At 65.8% G+C, this 16980-nt stretch carries 14 protein-coding genes; 6 read left to right on the forward strand and 8 right to left on the reverse strand.

Translation table 11 applies throughout. The features are described 5' to 3' along the window. The coding region (locus KBA32_RS01600) for a helix-turn-helix domain-containing protein (protein ID WP_294354284.1) at window positions 1-788 on the reverse strand (788 nt) is incomplete at its 3' end. Between the two features lie 272 nt (window positions 789-1060). Between KBA32_RS01600 and KBA32_RS01605 the strand changes: the two genes are divergently transcribed. Next, window positions 1061-1321 carry a hypothetical protein gene (locus tag KBA32_RS01605; RefSeq protein ID WP_294354287.1) on the forward strand — a complete coding sequence of 87 codons (261 nt, stop codon included), beginning with the start codon at window positions 1061-1063 and terminating at the stop codon, window positions 1319-1321. A gap of 14 nt (window positions 1322-1335) precedes the next feature. On the opposite strand, the gene KBA32_RS01610 is transcribed toward KBA32_RS01605, so the two are convergent. The 4 genes from KBA32_RS01610 to KBA32_RS01625 all read right to left on the reverse strand — a co-directional run bounded on the left by KBA32_RS01610 (window position 1336) and on the right by KBA32_RS01625 (window position 5983). Further along, the gene (locus KBA32_RS01610) at window positions 1336-2538 is read right to left on the reverse strand and encodes an ABC transporter permease (protein WP_294354373.1); all 1203 of its coding nucleotides are present in this window, start codon (window positions 2536-2538) and stop codon (window positions 1336-1338) included. Window positions 2539-2669: 131 nt separating this feature from the next. Further along, entirely contained in the window at window positions 2670-3878 is a 1209-nt protein-coding gene (locus KBA32_RS01615; RefSeq protein WP_294354289.1) for an ABC transporter permease, read from the reverse strand. A 115-nt stretch (window positions 3879-3993) separates the two neighbouring features. Continuing rightward, a complete protein-coding gene (locus KBA32_RS01620) occupies window positions 3994-4674 on the reverse strand; it encodes an ABC transporter ATP-binding protein (protein WP_294354292.1) in 681 nt (226 codons plus the stop codon). A 163-nt stretch (window positions 4675-4837) separates the two neighbouring features. Next, window positions 4838-5983 (reverse strand): efflux RND transporter periplasmic adaptor subunit, encoded by a 1146-nt coding sequence (locus KBA32_RS01625; protein WP_294354296.1) that lies wholly within the window; start codon window positions 5981-5983, stop codon window positions 4838-4840. Between the two features lie 205 nt (window positions 5984-6188). Here KBA32_RS01625 and KBA32_RS01630 point away from each other — a divergent pair, with 205 nt between their 5' ends. From KBA32_RS01630 to KBA32_RS01645, 4 genes are all read left to right on the forward strand, one after another. After that, the gene (locus tag KBA32_RS01630; RefSeq protein ID WP_294354299.1) at window positions 6189-7109 is read left to right on the forward strand and encodes a transporter substrate-binding domain-containing protein; all 921 of its coding nucleotides are present in this window, start codon (window positions 6189-6191) and stop codon (window positions 7107-7109) included. Further along, window positions 7109-10075: a response regulator gene (locus KBA32_RS01635; RefSeq protein ID WP_294354302.1), complete on the forward strand. Its 2967-nt coding sequence runs from the start codon at window positions 7109-7111 to the stop codon at window positions 10073-10075. Before KBA32_RS01630 ends, KBA32_RS01635 begins: the two co-directional genes overlap by 1 nt. A gap of 68 nt (window positions 10076-10143) precedes the next feature. Continuing rightward, the gene (locus tag KBA32_RS01640) at window positions 10144-10617 is read left to right on the forward strand and encodes an RcnB family protein (protein ID WP_294354305.1); all 474 of its coding nucleotides are present in this window, start codon (window positions 10144-10146) and stop codon (window positions 10615-10617) included. Continuing rightward, window positions 10614-11153 carry a hypothetical protein gene (locus KBA32_RS01645; RefSeq protein ID WP_294354309.1) on the forward strand — a complete coding sequence of 180 codons (540 nt, stop codon included), beginning with the start codon at window positions 10614-10616 and terminating at the stop codon, window positions 11151-11153. The genes KBA32_RS01640 and KBA32_RS01645 overlap by 4 nt, the downstream gene beginning before the upstream one ends. A gap of 27 nt (window positions 11154-11180) precedes the next feature. Here the strand turns inward: KBA32_RS01645 and KBA32_RS01650 are convergent, their stop codons facing one another. Then, complete coding sequence (locus KBA32_RS01650; RefSeq protein WP_294354312.1) at window positions 11181-11309, reverse strand: hypothetical protein; 129 nt, start codon at window positions 11307-11309, stop codon at window positions 11181-11183. A gap of 125 nt (window positions 11310-11434) precedes the next feature. Between KBA32_RS01650 and KBA32_RS01655 the strand changes: the two genes are divergently transcribed. After that, window positions 11435-15655 (forward strand): DEAD/DEAH box helicase, encoded by a 4221-nt coding sequence (locus KBA32_RS01655; RefSeq protein WP_294354314.1) that lies wholly within the window; start codon window positions 11435-11437, stop codon window positions 15653-15655. Between the two features lie 128 nt (window positions 15656-15783). Here the strand turns inward: KBA32_RS01655 and KBA32_RS01660 are convergent, their stop codons facing one another. Together KBA32_RS01660 and gloA are read right to left on the reverse strand one after the other, a co-directional pair. After that, window positions 15784-16389 (reverse strand): hypothetical protein, encoded by a 606-nt coding sequence (locus tag KBA32_RS01660; protein WP_294354321.1) that lies wholly within the window; start codon window positions 16387-16389, stop codon window positions 15784-15786. 6 nt (window positions 16390-16395) lie between these two features. Then, complete coding sequence (gene gloA / locus KBA32_RS01665) at window positions 16396-16785, reverse strand: lactoylglutathione lyase (protein WP_294354323.1); 390 nt, start codon at window positions 16783-16785, stop codon at window positions 16396-16398. Window positions 16786-16980: the final 195 nt, after the last annotated feature.

Raw genomic sequence — 16980 nt, forward strand, 5'->3', positions numbered from 1 at the left:
TGCGTCGCGAAGCCGCAGGCCCAGGCGATCTCCTTGCTCGTCAGTGCGCTCTCGCGCAGGAGGCGTGCCGCGCGCTCGATGCGCTGGCGGTTGATGAACGCGGTCAGGTGCTCGCCGGTGGCGACGCTGAACACGTTGGAGAGATAGTCCGGCGTGCAGCGCGCCTGTTCGGCGAGACGGCGCACGCTGAGCTGATGGTCGCCGAGCTGGTTCTGGACAAAGACGCGCACGCGCGACACGAGCGACGGCTCGGCGGGCGCGCAGGAATCGGGCGCGGCGGCGTCGAGCGTTTCGAGCACGCCGGCGATGGCCGCCGCCAGGAGGCCGCGCGCCTGCCGAAATTCCATCGCGCCAGATGTCCCGCTGCCGTTCAGCTGGCTGGCTTCGATCAGCCAGTCGTGGATGCGCTGCGCCTTCGGGTGGTATTGCAGTTCAAGGTGGGCGATGCCGGGGACGCCCGGCTCCGTTTCGCAGGCGAGATGGCAGCGCAGGCCGCCGCCTTCGGCATACAGCACCATGTTGCTGAACGGCTCGCCGGTCTCGGATGGGCCGATCCGCTCCTCGTGCAGGAGCCGGGGTGGCAGGAGAATCGCCTCGCCGGCGTTTACGCGCCGACTGGTATGCGGAAAGTCGAAATGCGTCCAGCCGGTTCGCTGGATGAACAGTTCCGCGGCCAGATGGAAATGCCCGGCGCCTTGCGCCACCCAGGCATTTGGTGCGGAGACGGGCGGCAGGGGCCATTCGCCGGTTTCGAGCCGGTGCAGGAAGTCCGAAAGCAGTTCGCGCATCGAGCGCGCCAGTTCTTCGGTCGGGGGCGAATCGGCTGTCGAAGGTGCGGGTTTGCAGTCAATTCCCGTGGTTGTCGTGTAGAGACAGTCTTCCAATGCCAGCCGCCTTTCTCTGGATTCCAGGTCGCCAAAGATTCGTACTACGAATTGGAGAATTTTAGCAGCGGTTCGTCTTGGGTATGGGTGAAGTTGGCTACTAACATGACGTTGTCGGCCGAAGGGGTTTTCTTCATCGGCAAAGCTTTGTACCACTATTGGAAAGATTGTGCTTCATGGAAACGACTGATACTCCTTCCCCACGCTCTACCTCGAGACTTGCCCTGCGCCAGCGCGTCGTCCTCTCGCTCATCGTCGCGATGCTGCTGATCACCCTCGGCGCCGAAGCCGAGGCTCTCCTGCGCGAGGCGCGCGGCCTCGTGTCGCTCGTCTGGCCGATGGCGCTGCTCGTGCTGGCGATCTACTGGCTACGCATGTTCCTGCGCGGCTGGACGCGGCGCTTCGACATCGGCGAGCACGGCGACGAGTCCTTGTAGGATTTTCGACCGCTTCACTCGGCGCGCAGCGCCTCGACCGGGTTGAGCCGCGCCGCGCGGCGGGCGGGCAGGACGCCGGCGAGTAGGCCGATGGCGATGGCGATCAGCTCGGCGATGACGACGAAGGCCAGCGGCGTATGCACCGGCAGCGCCGGCGCCAGGAGGTGTATCAGTTGCGCGAGGCCGAAGCCGAGCGCCAGTCCGAGCAAGCCGCCGAGCGCCGAGAGCGCGACCGCCTCGCCGAGAAAGAGGCCGAGGATCGTCCGCCGCGGTGCGCCGAGCGCGACCAGGAGGCCGATCTCGCCGGTGCGTTCGCTGACGGCGATGGTCATGATGGTGACGATGCCGACGCCGCCGACGAGCAGCGAGATGCTGCCGAGCGCGCCGACGGCCATGGTCAGGACGTCGAGGATCGAGGACAGCGTGCGCAGCATATCCTCCTGCGTCGTCAGCGTGAAATCCTCGCGTCCGTGCCGTGCCTTCAGCGTTTTCGTGATCAGCGCGGCGACGCGGGCGGCCGGGACGCCTTCCTCGTAGGACAGGTCGATCGTCATCATCCCGTCGCGGTTGTAGAGTTCGAGCGCACGCGCCGTCGGGATGTAGGCGGCGTCGTCGAGGTCGATGCCCAAGAACTGTCCCTTGGCTTCGAGTACGCCGATCACGCGGAATTGCAGATTGCCCACCGTCAGGCGGGCGCCGAGCGCGTTGGCCGGGCCGAATAGCTCCGACTTCAGTTTTGCGCCGAGCACGACGAAAGCGCGTGCGTTCTCGACGTCCTCGGGCGGCAGGAACTGCCCGCTACGCACCTTGACGCCGTGCACCTTGAGCATCTCCGGTGTAACGCCGCTGACGGTCGTTCGCCGCAGCCGCCCGTTGCCCTTGACCTCGGTGTTGCCCCAGACGGCGGCGATCATGCCGTTGATGTAGGGCAGGCGGCGCAGGCTCTCGGCGTCCTCCAGCGTAAGCGGCCGAACCGAGGTCGGGAAACCGGTCGGCGCCGGCCCGGACGTCTTCACCTTGCCTGGCGTGACGCTGATGATATTGGTGCCGAACTGGGTGAATTCGGCGAGCACGAAGCGGTGGATGCCTTCGCCGATCGACGTGAGCAGGATCACCGCCGTGATGCCGACGGCAATCCCGAGCAGCGTCAGGAAGCTGCGCAGCCGATGCGCGGTGATCGCGCGCAGGGCGAGGTGGAGGGAGTCGGCGGGGCGGATCACGGCTAGAGACGCAGAAAACCGCTAACCACAGAGGCACGGAGGCACAGAGGGAGGCAAAATCAGGCGGGTCTTTCGCTGTGCATTCTCTGTGCCTCTGTGTCTCTGTGGTGAATGTTCTTTCATAACCATCACCGCTTCGCCAACGACTGCACCGGATCAAGCCGCGCCGCCCGGCGCGCCGGCAAGACGCCGAACAGGATGCCGGTGGCGAGCGCCGTGCCGAGACCGGCGAGCACCGCCCAATCGGGCGGGTAGGCGGGGAAGGCGGGGTAGAGCTGGCGCAGGACGAGCGCGCCGGCCTGCCCGAGCAGGTAACCGAGGAGTGCGCCGCCGAGCGAGAGCATCGCCGCTTCGGTCAGGAAGGCGGTGCGGATGGTGCCGCCGGTGGCGCCGAGCGCCTTCAGGAGCCCGATCTCGGCGGTGCGCTGGGCGACGGAGACGAGCATCACGTTCATCACCAGGATACCGGCCACGGCCAGGCTGATCGCGGCGATGCCGGCGACGGCCAGCGTCAGCGCGCCGAGCAGCTTGTCGAAGGTGGCGAGCACGGCGTCCTGCGTGATCACCGTCACGTCTTCCTCGCCCTCGTGGCGAAGCTTCAGGATCTCGGCGACGTGCGCCTTGGCCGGCGCGATCGCCTCGCGGCTGTTGGCCTCGACCAGGATGCGGAAGAGCGTGTTGCTGTTGAACATGGCCTGCGCCAGCGCGACCGGGACGAGCACGATCTCGTCGGTGTTCATGCCCAGCCCCTGGCCGGTCGAGGCCATGATGCCGACGACGCGGAAGCGCCGGTCGCCGATGCGGATGAGCTTTCCGAGCGCTGGTTCGACGCCGAACAGTTCGTCGCGGATCTTCGCGCCGATGACGGCTTCGGACGCGCCACGCCGCCAGTCGCTGGCTGATAGGAAACGCCCTTGAGCCAATTTGAGTGTGCGCACGTCGATGTAGTTGGCCGTCGTGCCGGCGATCATCACCTCGCGCAGCTTTCCGCCGTAGCTGATTTCCGAGGTGCCGACCGCGAGCGGCGCGACCCGGCGCACGGAGCGCGCGCGCTGAAGCGACTCGGCGTCGTCGATGGTCAGGTCGCGCGGCGTGCTGGTGATCGCGTTGCCCGGATTGAAACCGCCCGTCTGCGAGCGGCCGGGCAGGACGATGACGAGGTTGGTGCCGAGCGACGAGAACTGGTCGACCACGTAGCGCCGCGCGCCGTCGCCGAGCGCCGTGAGCACGACGACGGCAGCGACGCCGATCGCCATCGCCAGCACCAGCAGCGCGGTGCGCAGCGGGTTGCCGGTGGCGGCGTCGCGGGCGAAGCGGATGAGGTCCGCGGTACGCATTGCCGGACGAACCTTTAACCACGGAGACACAGAGACACAGAGAAAGACAAAATCAAGCAGGTCTTTCCCGGTGCATTCCCTGTGCCTCTGTGTCTCCGTGGTGATGGGTTTGTGCTCATTTCGAATCCTTCCTCAACTCCCCATCCTCCATCAGCAACTGCCGCCCGGCGCGCGCGCCGAGGGTGGCGTCGTGGGTGACGACGATCAGCGTGACGCCCGTTCGGTTGAGTTCTTCGAGCAGGCGCATGACTTCTTCACCGGTGGCGCGGTCGAGGTTGCCGGTCGGTTCGTCGGCGAGGATCATCGCCGGCTGCATGATCGTGGCGCGGGCGATGGCGACGCGCTGGCGCTGGCCGCCGGAAAGCTCGTTCGGGCGGTGGCTGGCGCGGTCGCTCAGACCGTAGTCCTTGAGCGCCTGGTTCACGCGGATCGCGCGCTCTGCGGGGTCGATGCCGGCCAGCGTCATCGGCAGCGCGATGTTTTCGGCGGCGGTGAGGCGCGGCACGAGGTGAAAGCTCTGGAAAACGAAGCCGATGCGCTCGCTGCGCACGCGTGCCTGTTCTTCCGGCGACAGGGTCGTGACGTCGCGCCCCTCCAGCCGGTAGGTGCCGGTGTTCGGATGATCGAGCAGGCCGAGCAGGTTGAGCAGCGTCGATTTGCCGGAACCGGACGGCCCCATCACGGCGACGTATTCGCCCGAATCAATGCGCAACTCAAGCTGGCGCAAGGCATGCACCTCGCTGTCGCCGAGATGGAAAACGCGCTCGATGCCGGCGAGTTCGATCAGCGATGGCATGGTGGGAACACCGAATTTGAACCACAGAGACACAGAGACACAGAGGAAGCACAGAGAAAGAAAACGTCGAGAAAAACCGAACGGGTTCTTTGTTGTTCTCTGTGCCTCTGTGTCCCCCAAGGGGACTTCCTGCGGGGCATCTCTGTGGTGAATGGTTCTGCTGTCATTTCGACTCCACCGTGTAGGCTACGCCGGCCTTGACGCCCACGCGTTCGAGCGAGGTCACGACCTTGTCGCCGGCGGCGAGGCCATCCAGCACTTCGGTGTACTCCCAGTTCGCCAATCCGGCCTTGATCGTGCGCTCTGCCAGCTTGCCGTCGCCGCCGGCAACCAGTACGCGGCTGTCTTCGAGCAGCGCCGAGGTCGGCACGCGCACGACGTCGTTCCTCACGGCGAGGATGACTTCGACGTCGGCGCTGTAGCCGACGAGCAGCTTGCCGGGCGCTTGCGGGTCGTCAAAAGTCGCCTCGATGTCGACCGTGCGCGCCTGCTTCTCCACCGCCGAGACGTACGGCGCGACGCGCTTCACCTTGCCGGGGAAGGATTTTCCGGGCAGCGCGTCGAGGCTGATGCGTACCGGCTGGCCGGCGCTGATCCTGGGGGCGTCGATCTCGTCCATCGGCGCCGTGACGTAGAGGCAGGAGTCGTCGATCAGGTCGATCGCCGGCGGCGTCGGCACGCCGGGCGGCGACGGCGTCGAGTACTCGCCGACTTCGCCGACGATCTTGGCGATGGTGCCGGCGAAGGGGGCGTAGAGCACGGTGCGCCCCTGCTCGACGCGTGTTGCATTGACCCGCGCCTCGAACTGCGCGACGTCGGCCTTCGCCGCGGCGCAGCTGGCGCGTCGCGCCTGTGCTTCGGTGCGCGCCGTTTCCTCGCGCGAACCGGAGACAAAGCCCTTCTCGCGCAGCGCGCTTTGCCGCCGGGCTTCGCGTTCGGCGTTGGCGGCCTGGCTGCAGGCCTCGGTTACGCGCAGCCGCGCCGTCGCCACCTGCGCCAGCGCCAGCGTGCTTTGCGCCTGCTGGTCGTCGTTCCACAGCTTCATCAGCAGCTGGCCCTTCTGCACCCGGTCGCCTTCCTTGACCGCCAGCACCTCGATGCGGCCGCCCATGATCGGCGACAGCTTGGTGCGCTGGCAGGCATCGACCGTGCCGGCGCGCGTGTTGGCGATGCTCGATTCGACGATGCCGCGATCGATTTCCTTGACCGTCACCGCGATCGGTTTCGGGCGACCAATCCACCAGACGGCGCCGGCGAGGGTGGCGACGATGGCAATGGCGATGAGCGAGCGGCGGATGAGCGGTGACATGGCAGGCTGTTGCGCTATGGTGGTGGTCGCGAAGTAACCATGGTCCGCGAAACGTTCCAGGGAGGCAAGCATTCATCTGCGGAGAATCGTGCCGCGGCAACCTCGTCCGCCGGTGCTATATTGCCGGGTCAATTGGTTCCGCATACGCTTGATTCCCGGGCTGTCGGACGTTGGCTGACACCGGGCTTTTTCAGAGAAGCAATCCATGAAAGTGAACACGCACGCGACAGTCGGTCCGGCCGGCTTCGTCAAAGCAGTTCTTGTCCTGATGGTGTCTCTTTTGGCGATGCCGGGGAGTGCGCAAGACCTCGCCGAGGTTCGCGAAAACGGCGTCCTGCGCCATCTCGGCGTGCCCTACGCGCGCTTCGTCAGCGGCGGCGGCGAAGGCTTCGACGTCGAACTCGTCCAGCGTTTTGCCCGACACATCGGCGTGCGCTACGAATACGTTCCGGCCGAATGGACCGGCGTCATCCAGGACCTGATCGGGCAGGAGCTTGAGTACGAACCGACGATGCGCGCCGTCGGCAGCCGGCCGATACGCGGCGACATCATCGCCAACGGCCTGACCATCCTGCCGCCGCGGCAAAAGGTGATCGACTTTTCTGCCCCGACCTTCCCGTCGGCGGTGTGGCTGCTCGCTCGCGCCGACTTTTCGGTGCAGCCGATCAAGCCGAGCGGCGACCTGCAGACCGACATCAAGGAGACCAAAAAGAAGCTGAGCCTCGGCAAGACCTACGTGATGGACAACTCCTGCCTCGACCCGCGCCTGTATGACATCGAGGGCAAGGGCTATCCGCTGCATCGCTTCACCAAGAGCGCCAATCTGAACGACATCGTCCCGGCCGTGGTCAAGGGCGAGAGCAAGATGTCGCTGCTCGACGTCCCGGACCTGATCGTGGCGATGGAGAAATGGAGCAGGCAGATCAAGGTGATCGGGCCGATCTCCGAGCCGCAGCTGATGGGGGCCGGCTTCCGCAAGACGTCCCCGGCCTTGCGCCAGGCGTTCGACGAGTTCCTCGCCGGGGTGCAGAAGGATGGCACCTACATGCGCCTGGTGAAGAAGTACTACCGTGCCGCGCCGCGCTATCACCCGGAATTCTTCCAGAAAGTGTCGGGCGGGCGCTGATGCGCGAAGAAGCTGAGGAATCCGGGCGTTTCCCCTACCTCGCGCGTTACAGGAAAAGCATCATCACGCTGCTGATCTTCGTCACGTACGCGGGCGCGGTTTTCTGGGGCAACTTTACGTCGATGCAGCGGCTGCAGGGCAACGCGCTGACCCAGCTCAAACTGGAGACGGAAAAGCAGGCCTCGGCGATCTCGTATTTCTTCTCGGAACGGCGGAGCGACATTTCCGAACTGGCGGAGTCCGACACGATCGGCAGCTTTTTCGCCAATCGCGACCTCGGCATGACCTACGAGTACGGTCTCGGCCTCAACGTGCAGGTGATCGAGGACCGGCTGGAAACCGTCGCCGCACGCAAGCGCATCGGCGAGCAGGCGATCTATTCGGCGCTGGCGCTGATCGACAGCGACGGCATGCTGGTCGCCAGCTGGAACACGCCGATGCGTCTGGAGAATTTGCCCACCTGGCTGGACGCCAACAACCGGGCGACGCGCATTCGCCTCGACACGAAGAATCGCGAGCTGATGGTCAGCGCGCCGGTGTGGATCAACAAGGGCTATCGCGGCGAACTGCTGGCGTGGCTGCGCGCCGACACGAGCTTTGCGCAGTTCGGCCGCTCGCTGCTGGACGGCCAAAGCCTGCTCGTCGACCGTGAAAGCGGCGTGCCGCTCAACGTGAACGGTACGTCCCACTGGTTGAACGTGCACTGGGCAGAGCTCAAGGGGCAGGGAGCCATCAACGCCGGCGCCATCATCCACAGTACGGTCGATGAGCACGTGCTGGTCAAGGTCGATATCGCGCAGACGCCCTTGTCCTTCATCTCGCTGGCGGCGAACCCGGTAAGCGGTGTTTCGGACCGCATGTTCCTGGTCGCTGCCGGCGTCATTCCGCTCATCGTCGTCCTGCTCGCCTTTCTCGACGTCATGGAACGCCGGCGGCTGGAGCGCATGCGCGAGGAGGCGCGCCAGGAAGCCGAGCGGCTGGCGCAGGCGCGCAGCGACTTCCTCGCCAACATGAGCCACGAAATCCGCACGCCGATGAATGCGATCATCGGCATGACCGAACTGTGCCTGGCGACCGACCTCAATTCGAAGCAGCACAACTACGTCTCGAAGATCCAGCGCGCTTCCGATTCCCTGCTGCGTATCGTCAACGACATCCTCGATTTTTCGAAGATCGAATCGGGCAAGCTGACGATCGAGAAGACGCCGTTCGAACTCGATCGCGTGCTCGAGAGCGTCGGCCAGCTGTTTGCCGAGAAGGCCGGCGCGAAGTCGATCGAGCTCGTCTTCGACGTCGATGAATCGGACAAGCGGGTGTTCGTCGGCGATCCGCTGCGGCTTGAACAGGTCCTGATCAACCTCGTCGGCAACGCCATCAAGTTTTCAGAGCAGGGCAACGTGGTCGTCCGCGTTCGCGCCGATGCCATCGACGAGCGCTCGGTCGATCTCGTCTTTACGGTGATCGACGAAGGCATCGGTCTCTCGGAAGATGAGGCTTCGCGCCTGTTCAACGCCTTCACGCAGGCCGACACGACGACAACGCGCCGCTACGGTGGCACCGGTCTGGGGCTCGCCATCTGCAAGCAACTGGTCGGTTTGATGGGCGGCCGGATCAGGGTCGAGAGCGTGCCGGGGCACGGCAGCCGTTTCAGCTTCTTCGTCCGCCTCGGGATCGATCCGGGCCAGGTGCCGCAATGGGCGCAGATGGCGCAACAGTTGGCCGCTCACGGCGGTCGGCCGGTGCTGCTTGTTGACGACAACCCGGCCGTGCAGACGGCGATTGCCGCCCAGTTGAGCCAGATCGGTCTGCGTACCGAGGGGTGCGTATCCGGCCGGGTGGCGCTGCTGGCGGTGACGCGCGATGGCGCACGCGAATATCTCGCCGTGCTGCTCGACCTGAGCCTGCCGGACGAGGACAGTCTGCAGATCCTGCGGCAGATGCGTGCGCAGAAAACCGGGGACAGCTTGCCACCGATCATCCTGATGGCCAGCAGCGCCCGCGATCGGCGGCTGGAGTCCGGAGCTGATCTGTTCGATGGCTTCATGGTCAAACCGACGACGGCGAGCGGCTTGTTCGTCGAAATCTCGCACCTCCTCGGTCTGCGTGCAGCGGGCGAAAAAACGGCTGTCGCCGCCGGTTCTTCCGCGCGAGGGCGCAGCGAAGCGCAGCCGTTGAAGGGCGTCGAGGTGCTGCTGGTGGACGACGTGGCGCTCAATCAGGAAGTGGTGCGCGACATGCTGGAGAGCGCCGGGGCGCGCGTGCGCATCGTCGGCAACGGGCAGGAGGCGATCGATGTCCTTGAGGCCGTCGAGCAGCGCTTGCCGGATTGCGTGATCATGGATTGCCAGATGCCGGTCATGGACGGCTACGAGGCGACGCGCCGCATTCGGCAGGACGAGCGCTATCGCAAGCTGCCGATCATTGCGCTGACGGCCAACGCCCTGCCGAGCGAGCGCGAGCGCTGCCGCGAGGCCGGGATGGATGGCTACATCACCAAGCCCGTCCGTTCGGCAGACTTGCTTGCGGCGCTTGCCGAACATCTGCCGCGCCCCGTCGTCAGCACGATCATTGCCGCCACGCCCGAGGCGAAGCCTGCCGTGCCGGCAATGGCGAGCCTGCCGGTCCTGTCCGGCGTCGATACCCGGCTCGGTGTGCATTACGCGAACGGCAAAACCGACTTGTACCGCAAGCTGCTGAAGCTCTTTCTCGAGTCGCACGGGCGCGATTTTGGCGTGCAGTTTCCGGCCGCCTGCGCCGCCGGGGACATGAAGACGGCGACGCGTCTCGCGCATTCGCTCAAGGGCGCGGCGATGATGATCGGTGCCTCGAATCTGAGCGAACTGGCGCGCAGTCTGGAGGACGTCTGCCGCGACGGACCGGAGGAATTGATCCGGCCGCGCCTCGATGCCGTACTGCAGGAACTGGCGATGGTGTGCGCCGGACTGGCCCGACTTCCCGCGGTGTAAGGTCGGTCCGGCGGCATGCCGGTATACTGCGGCCATCGTCCGAACACGTTTTGAAGAGGAGAATCGCTATGGAAACTCGCAAACACGCCCCATTGGCGGCGCTGGCCGTTGCCTTGATGCTTGCGCTTTCGCCGCTCGGCGCCCTGGCCGAGAAGGGCGGCAAGCACAACAAGGACAAGGGGAACAACGGCCACAAGAACGGTGATAACGGCGGCACTTCGGTGTCGGTCGAGTTCCGCTTTGGCGACAGTGACCGGCGCGCCGTTCAGGAGTACTACCAGAGCCCGGCGCGCGGCAAGGGTTGTCCGCCCGGCCTGGCCAAGAAAGGCAACGGCTGCATGCCGCCCGGTCAGGCCAGGAAGTGGGCGCGCGGGCGTCCGTTGCCGCACGACCTCGTCGTTTATGACTTGCCGCGCGACTTGCGCTATCGCCTGCCGCCGCCACCGGCCGGACACCGCTACGTGCAACTTGGCGCCGATGTCCTGATGATCGCCGTCGGCACCTCGATGGTCGTCGATGCGATCGAAGATATGGTTCGTTGACCATCCGCGGCGCCGGGACGCCGGCGCCCCGTATTTTTCCGTTCCCGGATCAAGCAATGACGACCCGAATTTTCCGCGCCCTTACCCTGTCACTGTCGATGATCGCTGGTCAGCCGGCACTGGCCGAGGAGGCCGCGCCGGCGGCCGTAACGATCGTCGGCGCCGAGTTCGGCATCTTCGACGCCAGTGATTCGCGCGCGGTCGCGTTCGCCCCGACGCGCGTCGTCCCGCACCGCGAAGGCCAGCGCTATGGCTGGGTGATCGAAGTCCAGACCGCCCGGCGCAGCCTCAGCGTGCGCGAGGAGTACCTGCTGCCGAATCCGGTGAAGCAGCCCAAGTCCGACGATCCGATCGTCGCCGACCTGGAGATGCCGCTGTCCCGCCACAATCAGATCAGCCAGCGGCAACTGGTGCCGGTGGAAGGAAAGATCTACGGCGAATGGGAAGTCGGCCCCGATGAGCCGGCCGGCCACCGCCATCTACAGGTGGTGATCGAAGATCAGGTGGCGGCCAGTTTTGAGTTTGACGTGAAGTAAATGCTTGTTGCCGGTAGCGCCAATGCCTCAGTGGCTGCCGACGAGCGGCGTGTTGGTCGAGCCGTGCTTCTTCGCCTGTTTGGCCGCTTTCTTTTCCTTGGGTGTCTTGGTCGGCTGTTTCTTCGCTTCCTTGCTGGCTTCCTTGGCTTTGCCCATGATTGCGCTCCTCTCGAATGTCTGCGGATGCAGAGCAGGTTCAATATAGGCTACTTTTTCCGGCGCTGACAAAGCGAATCGCACCCAGCTGGCACGCCCCGATAGCGACTGACGACTGAACTTCCATGACAAACGATCTTTTTGGCACTGAACCGCCAGCCGATACAATCGGCAAGCTGGACAAGCACGGGCTTTCCGCCGACACCCACAAGGTCGCGTTGGCCAGCGCGCTGCTCTGGACCTACCGTACGCGCACCGATCTTTACAACGTGCTGCCGCACCTGGGGCTCAAGAACCCGGACGGGCGCAACTTCACGGCCGAGAAAGTCAAGGCCGGGCTCGATGAACTGCGGCGGAAGAAGCTGATCGAGGAACATCCGCAGCGGCCGGGTTACATCCGGCTGGCCGACGGGCTGCGCGTCGCGCTCTACCGGCAATTGCTTGAGCTCAAGGATGGCCGCGAACTGGTTGCCCTGATCTGTCGTTTTCACGGCTACGACCTGCGGCAGCTGCGGTACTACACCTTCAGCAACAGTCATTCCGGCGCGATTGCCTTGCTGCGTGCGATGTTTGTGGCCGGCAGTACCCGGGAGGAGGTTTTTCCCATTCTCAAGCTGATCAACCAGCTGGAGAGTTGGGTGCCGTTGGCATTCGAAGCCGTCGTGCTGCCATTCGATGCGGCCTTGTTCGAGCGCCTTGATCCCTTCTGGCAGAGCGAACTCGCCTACCAGGCCGTCCTCACGTTCGGCAACCTCTGGGCCGGCGAGTACCTGCCGGTCGTCGACTGGGCGGTAGAGCGCTTGCAGATCGATCCGGGAAGCCTGGCGCCGGGCCTGCGCATGGCGTTGGCCGATATTGCCCTCCAGCGCGACGACCGTGAGCTGATGCAGAAAGCGCTGGATCGCCTTGACGGGTCGGGCTGCGACGCCTTGCGTGCGGCCGCGTCGATCGCCGACGGGCAGTGGCTCGCCGGACAACAGGCGTTCGAGGTCGCCCTCAAACGCGGCCAGAGTGATTTGGGCATCCGCAAGCGGGTATTTCCGGCAAGCATCGCCTGGCTCTACCCGCTCAGTTTGTTGGCGCAGGGCGGCGAGAAGAGGCTCCAGCTGGCGCGCAAATTCTGCATTGGCGAGGCCGGAACGCGAACCCCCTGCGCCCATGACGACTGGGGCCGCTGGGTCCATGCCATCGACGTGCGTCTGGGCAATGCTGCGCTGGTGCCGAGTGTGTTCTCGCTGCAGGATTCACGCTACGAGCGTTATTCGCTGTCGCTCTTCTGGAAAGTCCAGCTCGCCGCCTGGCTGGGCACCGAGAAACTGGGCGTGAGCGAAAAGGTGGGCGAGGTGGCGGTGTTTGGCGGACTGCGCGAGCGCCTGAGAAACTTCCGCTTCAACACGCTGCTCGCCATGCTCGACGGCGCCGAAGCCGTCCTCGCCGGGGGCGAGCCGCCGGAAGGGTTCTTCGTCGACGGTAATGGCGATCCGTGGCGCGATGTGCTAACCGCGCTGCGGGAACTGGCGGGCGACGGGGCGTCGGACACCAAGGGTAAAGATGGCGGCGAGAAAACGCGCATCCTGTGGGTGCTGTCGATCGGCAAGCACGGCGAACTGCTCGACATCAAACCCTTCGAGCAGAAGCGCAGCCGTCGTGGCTGGAGCAGTCCGAAGGCGCTGCCGCTCTCCCGGTTGGCTGCCGATCAGTCCTTGCTGCCGGAGGATGCCAAGCTGGCCCGCTGCCTGCGCCCCGACCGCTACTACAGCAAACGCTTCACCCTCGATCTGGCCGCCGCCGTCGGTGCGCTGGTCGGGCACCCGGCCGTCGCGATCGAGCCTGCGCCGGCGTTGCTGGTCGAGCTCGTCGAAGCGCAGCCCGAGCTGGAGGTCGTCCGCCGCGGCGACAAGATCGCCATGCGCATCAGTCCGCCCATACGTCCCGAAGAGGAGGAGCGCTACTACCACGATGCGGAGGAGAAACGCGACGCCGAGGCGCTGCGCCTGATCACCCTGCAGCCGGACGGGCCGCAGCGTGTCCGGCTGATACGCTACACGGTGGCACAGAAACGCGCTGCCCAGCTCGTTTCCGGCCGCTTCGCGGTGCCGGCGAACGCCGAGGGCGCGACGGCCGAACTCGACAAGACCCTGCAGGCGCTGACCGGCCACTTCCAGGTGCACGCCGATTCGGCGCAGGCTTCGCGGCAAGTGCCGAGCGAGTCCCGTTTGCGGGCGGAGCTGGCGCCGGTCGGCGAGTCGTTGTCGCTGCGCCTCGTCGCCGCGCCGTTCGGTGCCGACGGCCCGCGCCTGCCGGTGGGCGGCGGGCGCGTGCGGCTGATGGCGGCAATCGGCGGCGAGACCGTGGGCACGGAACGCAATCTTTCGGCCGAGAAGAAGCACCTCGAGAGCCTGCTCGATGCCTTTCCGTTCCTGGAAGATACCGGCGATGCGGAAAACGGCGACTGGTTGATCGAAGACCCGGAGCTCGCGCTCGGGCTGGTCGAAGGCCTGCCTGCGCATGCCGCCATTGCCGAAGTCGATTGGCCGAAAGGAAAACGCCTTCGTACGATCAGCGTCGATGCCGGAAAGCTCGGCATCACCGTCAGCAAGGAGCGCGACTGGTTTCGGGTGTCCGGCCAGGCGCGCCTCGACGAGGGCCTGGTCGTACAACTGGAAACGCTGCTTGCCGCGGCGCGCGACAAGAGCCGTTTCATGCCGATGGGCGACGGCGTGTACGTCGCGCTGACGCGTGCGCTGAAGCAGAAGCTGCTCGATCTTGCCGCCGTCGCCGAAACCGACAAGCACGGCAGCAAAGTGCCGCAGATCGCCGCCGCCTGGCTCGACGAGGTGCTCGACGGCACCGAGCTCGAGGCGGGTGCCGACTTTCGCCAGGCCATCGAGCGTCTGCGCGCCGCCCAGTCGGTCGAGGCGAAACTGCCGAAAACCCTGCAGGCCGATCTGCGCCCCTATCAGGAAGACGGCTACCAGTGGGCCATGCGTCTCGCGGCGGCCGGCATGGGCGGTTGCCTCGCCGACGACATGGGGCTGGGCAAGACGTTGCAGGCGCTCGCCGTCATGCTTGAACGCGCGCGCGGCGGCGCGTGCTTGGTCGTCGCGCCGACCTCGGTTTGCGGCAACTGGCTGGCAGAAACGCTGCGCTTCGCGCCAGGTCTGAACGCCCGCATCTACAGCGAGGCGGACGAAAACGAGCGCGAGCAGCTGATCGCCGAGGCCGGACCGCAGGACGTGCTGATCGTCTCCTACACCTTGCTGCAACTGGCGCAGGCCCGTTTCGCCGGGCGCAGCTGGCACACGCTGGTCGCCGACGAGGCGCAGGCGATCAAGAACGCGGCCGCCAAGCGCTCGCAGGCGGTGTTCGACGTGCCGGCCGATTTCTGCCTGGCCCTGTCGGGCACGCCGGTGGAGAACCGCCTGGCCGAGCTGTGGTCGATCATGCGCTTCGCCAACCCCGGTCTGCTCGGCACCATCGGTCGCTTCAACGAACGCTTCGCCGGCCCCATCGAGCGCAGCCGCGACCGCGAGGCTCAGCACGTGCTGAAACGCCTGATCGGACCCTTCGTCCTGCGTCGCACCAAGGCGCAGGTGCTGCAGGATCTGCCGCCGCGTACCGAACTCGTCCTTTCGGTGACGCCGGACACGGCGGAAGCGGCCCACTACGAAGCGCTACGCCGGCAAGCGATCAGCGACGTCAATGGGCTCAACGACAACCTCAGCGCCGCCCAGGCCGGGCAGGCGCGTTTCAACATCCTGGCTCAGCTGACGAAGCTGCGCCGTGCCGCTTGCGACCCGCGCCTGACCAGTCCCGAATTCGGCATCGCCGGCGCCAAGGTGCAGGCTTTCGCCGAACTGGCCGCGGAGCTCACGGCCAATGGTCACAAGACGCTCGTCTTCAGCCAGTTCGTCGATTTCCTGCAGATCCTGCGCGTGCCGCTCGACGCCGCCGGGATCCGCTACCAGTACCTCGACGGCGCGACGCCGGCCGCCGAACGCAGCAAACGCGTTGCCGCCTTCCAGGCCGGCGACGCCGACCTCTTCCTGATCAGCCTCAAGGCCGGCGGTTTCGGCCTCAACCTGACCGCTGCCGACTACGTCGTGATCACCGACCCCTGGTGGAACCCGGCGGCCGAGGACCAGGCGATGGGCCGCGCCCACCGCATCGGCCAGCAGCGGCCGGTGACCGTCTATCGGCTGGTCAGCAAGGGCAGCATCGAAGAGCGCATCGTCGACCTGCACCACGAGAAACGGGCGCTGGCCGACAGCATTCTGGATGACGGAGATGCATCGTCACTACCCTCGACCGACGATCTCATCGCGTTGATTCGCGGCGACTATTGATCTGGCACGAAGAAGTCTCAATTTCCGTTCGGGCTGAGCCTGTCGAAGTCCGCCCTCCCTTCGACAAGCTCAGCCCGAACGGACTTCAAGCATTTCCTCGCCGTATCAACAACCCTCGTGGGGGAGGTTTAGACCAGTGTCACCAGACGCTGGTCGTCGATGTGGTCGACGAGGATGCGGCGGACGCGTTCCTGCCACAGGTCGGCGAAAGCGCGCGCGATGGCGGGGTCGCTCTCGCCCGCCAGCAGGCGCTGCAACAGCGGTGCCGTGCGCGGATCGGGCGGCACCTGCTCGAGATGCAGCGTCAACTCGAAGCGCTTGCCGTTGTCACGGCGCATGAATGCGACTTCGCCGGGTTGATCGGGATCGTCGAACCGCAGCAGGTCGCGGCGGGAAAAACGGCCGGCGATACCCTTGAACCCGCCCACCCCGGCTGCGCCGGTGATCAGCCCGACGACCGCTGCGATGACGCCGGTGACGCCATTCTCCTGCGCGTTGCGGAACTCGACCTGGATGTCGCCGCGTTCCGGCAGCGCGTCCGGGTAGAGCGCGGCGAGCGCACGGCGGGCCAGCAGGTAGGCACCGGCGACCGTCGGGCAGGAATGGCCGGCGAGTTTGACGGCATCGGCGTAGCGATATTCGATGATGCCGCCCTCGGCGGCGCCAAGGAATTCGGCCAGCCGGTCATGCACGACGATGGCCGGGATGTCGGAGAAAAAGGACGGGAAGGTCATTGGCGATCAGAGCGTACCGGTCTGGATGAGTTCGATCTTGTAGCCGTCGGGATCCTCGACGAAGGCGATGACGGTCGTGCCGTGCTTCATCGGGCCGGCCTCGCGCGTGACCTTGCCGCCGCGTTCCTTGATCAACGCACAGGTGGCGTAGGCATCGTCGACGCCGAGCGCGACGTGGCCAAAGCCGTTGCCCAGCTCGTACGCGGGCGTGTCCCAGTTGTGCGTGAGTTCGAGGACGGCGCCTTCGCTTTCCTCGCAATAGCCGATGAAGGCCAGCGTGAAACGGCCTTCCGGGTAGTCCTGCCGGCGCAGGAGTTTCATGCCGAGGACTTCGGTGTAGAAGGCGATGGAGCGTTCGAGGTTGCCGACGCGGATCATGGTGTGGAGGATTCTCATGGGGTTCCTGTAGCGGTTGTGCCGTTTGACTTCCCGCGTGCGAGCGGGCGGTGGGGAAAGGATTCTACCTTGGCAGCATTCGCCGGCCGAAGTTCCAAACCCGCTGGCGACGCGCTCGCTCAGAGGCGCTCAAGCCATTGCAGCAGTGTGGCGTAGAGCGAGTCCGGGTCGACCGGCTTGCGGATGTGGTCGTCC

Origin of the sequence: Propionivibrio sp. (assembly GCF_017995515.1) — a bacterium.
In the GTDB taxonomy this organism is placed as follows: Bacteria; Pseudomonadota; Gammaproteobacteria; order Burkholderiales; family Rhodocyclaceae; genus Propionivibrio.